The 2,831-nt window shown below is 36.6% G+C and carries 3 protein-coding genes and 1 pseudogene; 3 read left to right on the forward strand and 1 reads right to left on the reverse strand.

Features of this window, described 5'->3' with window-relative positions:
• Window positions 1-177: 177 nt before the first annotated feature.
• Window positions 178-510: a YbaB/EbfC family nucleoid-associated protein gene (locus ACEW8U_RS19860; protein WP_373523803.1), complete on the forward strand. Its 333-nt coding sequence runs from the start codon at window positions 178-180 to the stop codon at window positions 508-510.
• Window positions 510-1,514: a glycosyltransferase family 2 protein gene (locus tag ACEW8U_RS19865; protein WP_373523801.1), complete on the forward strand. Its 1,005-nt coding sequence runs from the start codon at window positions 510-512 to the stop codon at window positions 1,512-1,514. Before ACEW8U_RS19860 ends, ACEW8U_RS19865 begins: the two co-directional genes overlap by 1 nt.
• A gap of 49 nt (window positions 1,515-1,563) precedes the next feature.
• On the opposite strand, the gene ACEW8U_RS19870 is transcribed toward ACEW8U_RS19865, so the two are convergent.
• The gene (locus tag ACEW8U_RS19870; RefSeq protein ID WP_373523802.1) at window positions 1,564-1,782 is read right to left on the reverse strand and encodes a PspC family transcriptional regulator; all 219 of its coding nucleotides are present in this window, start codon (window positions 1,780-1,782) and stop codon (window positions 1,564-1,566) included.
• 66 nt (window positions 1,783-1,848) lie between these two features.
• On the opposite strand from ACEW8U_RS19870, the pseudogene ACEW8U_RS19875 reads away from it, so the two are divergent.
• Window positions 1,849-2,831: pseudogene (locus tag ACEW8U_RS19875) on the forward strand (tetratricopeptide repeat protein); the annotation flags it as partial.

The following is a 2,831-nucleotide window of genomic DNA, read 5'->3' on the forward strand; positions in this document are numbered from 1 at the left end:
TGATAATTCAATATTTCTTGCTAGGAAACTGAATTGTCCAGCACATCGGACATCCGACTTCGGACATCCAACCTGTTTGAAGTAGAATATTGGGTTACTAGCATAGAAGCGTACAACCATATAATTTATCAACTGAATTGAAATACTGTATATTTGTCCAAAATTAAATTGAAAGATATGTTTGATATGATGACAATAATGAACAAGGTAAAAGAAGCCCAAGCTAAAATTAAAGATGCTCAGGGCAAGCTTGTTTACCTTACTACTGAAGGCGAATCCGGGGCAGGGCTTGTAAGAGTAACTGTTAACGGCAATAGAAAAGTAATCAAAATTGAAATGGACGATTCTTTGGTGAATTTATCAGACAAGGAAATGTTGACTGATCTGATTGTGGCAGCCACTAATAAGGCCATGGAGCAGATTGAAATAAAAATCAAAGAAGAATTGAAATCCGCCACAGATGGAATGATGCCCAATATTCCAGGTATGGATTTCGGTAATATGTTTTGATGCAAAAAGCGGCCATTGTTATTCTGAATTACAACGGAGAAGATATGCTCCGCACATTTTTGCCTTCAGTATTGAAACATTCTCATTACTCAATTATAGTCGTTGATAATGCCAGTCAGGACGATTCTCTCCCATTTTTGGAAAATGATTATCCTCAGCTCAGATTGATTGAATTAAAAGAGAACTCAGGATACGTAGGAGGTTATAATCAGTCTTTACGTCAAATAAAGGGAGAATTTGAATTTTATATTTTGCTCAATTCGGATATTAAAGTGAGTCCTGAATGGGATTTAAATTTGATTACATGGATGGAGGAACATTCAAATTTTGCAGCGATACAGCCAAAAATCCTTTCATATCAAAATCAAGAATATTTTGATTATGCCGGAGCTGGGGGAGGTTTTGTTGACAGTTTGGGTTATCCTTATTGTAGGGGAAGAATATTTTCGTCTATTGAAAAGGATACCAATCAATACGATGACCCTATTGAAGTAGACTGGGCTTCTGGTGCGTGTATGGTTTTGCGATCATCCTGCTTCCATGAAATAGGGGGCTTTGATCAAAGGTTTTTTGCCCATATGGAGGAAATCGATCTCTGTTGGAGATTCAAAAGGGAAGGGTACAAAATAGGTTACCTAGGCAATGTGAAAATATGGCATGTTGGCGGGGCAACGTTATCAAGGACCAATCCATTTAAAACCCATCTGAATTTCAGGAATAATTTATTGATGCTTTACAACAACCTCAAAAAGGAAAGGTTCTTGATCATCTATTTTGTAAGGCTGGGATTGGATTTTTTGGCGGCATTTTCATTTTTATTGAATGGAAAATCAGATGATTCCAAAGAAGTGTTCCGAGCGCATTTGGCATTTCACAAACTCAAAAACATAAAGCAAAATTATCCCTTGGCACCAATATTGTCCAATAAAGACAGTAATCCATTGAGAAAATCAATCTTATGGGATTACTATATAAGAGGGAAAAAGAAATTTAGCGACTTATAGGCACTTGGCCCAAATCAGAAAAGGAATGTTACCGTCAAAGTAAAACAATCTAATCAAATAAGACAGGATTGTTCATTTTCCTCAAGTATTTCCTAACTTTCATCATCATTGCAAGGCTTGTGTAGATAATAACAGGAGAACCTAAAGTGATAAAAGAACTATAAATGAAAAATAACCGGATGCTATCAATTGGAAAATTAAGTTTTTCACCCAACTTGGAACAGACTCCAAAAGCCCTTTCTTCAAAGAATAATTTTAATTCATTCATAATAGCTGGTTTTATTAATTCGAATAAAAATAAGAATTTATTTTCAATAATCTAATTGAATGCCAAATGTTTAAATTGTCCATAAAATCTTTGCTTTTTTTTGGTTCTGTATTACTCATCGGATCTTGTAGTCCAAAAATAGGAAAATATGATAGCCTTCTGAATGGGATATATGCCAAACCTGAGGTCTTAGAGTTACATCGCGATTCTGTCCGGTTCAGGATTGAAGGTGCCATTCCATTGGAATTGTTGAACAAAGATACAAAAATCACCCTGTTTCCTGAATATATATATGGTGAAGGCGCATTGAGATTGGGGGAAATAGTGCCCTATGATGGTGCATTCACCAAAAGCCTAGTGGAGGCTAAAGTGGATGAAAGATATGTTTTTCCGTATTTGCCGGGAATGGAACAGGGTACCCTGATAATGAAGGGCTTGGTTGAAAAAAGAAAGGATGTTTTTCAATCCCCCACTAAAACATTGGCAGAGGGTTTGGAAACCTCTCCTCTTTTAACTAGGATTGGTCAGATTATTCCGGATGAACCCATTCCGGATATTGGGATTTATTTGGAAAAAGATTTTTCAGGCAGGAATGCCATTGAAACTAGGGAATTCATTGTTTCTTTTCAACCGGGAAGTGCCAATAAGGAAGTTCCTGTTTTACCACTTTCACTTAGAGATTTTTTTACTTTAGGAGAGCCAGGTAAGAAAATCAACAAAGTAATAGTGACAGGTTTGAAATCCCCTGATTCCAGAGATAATATACCGGCCCTCGCACAAAAAAGAGCTGAGTTCGTAACAGACCAACTCCAAGAGAGCAGGAATTTAAGAGGAACCAAGATTGAAACCGAATACAGAAGCAATGATTGGTTTGATCTAAGGTTGCTTTTGAGTGATTACGATGGGATTACCCAGGCACAAAAAGAAGAGGTTTATAATATCCTTTTGAGCCAAAATGATTTTTTCAGCCAAAAGGAAGAGTTACAGAGATTACCGGCATATAGAAACATCTCAAGAGATCTTTTCCCAAAACTCAGTGCAGCAAAAAT

The organism is Aquiflexum sp. (genome assembly GCF_041751335.1).
Lineage (GTDB): Bacteria > Bacteroidota > Bacteroidia > Cytophagales > Cyclobacteriaceae > Aquiflexum.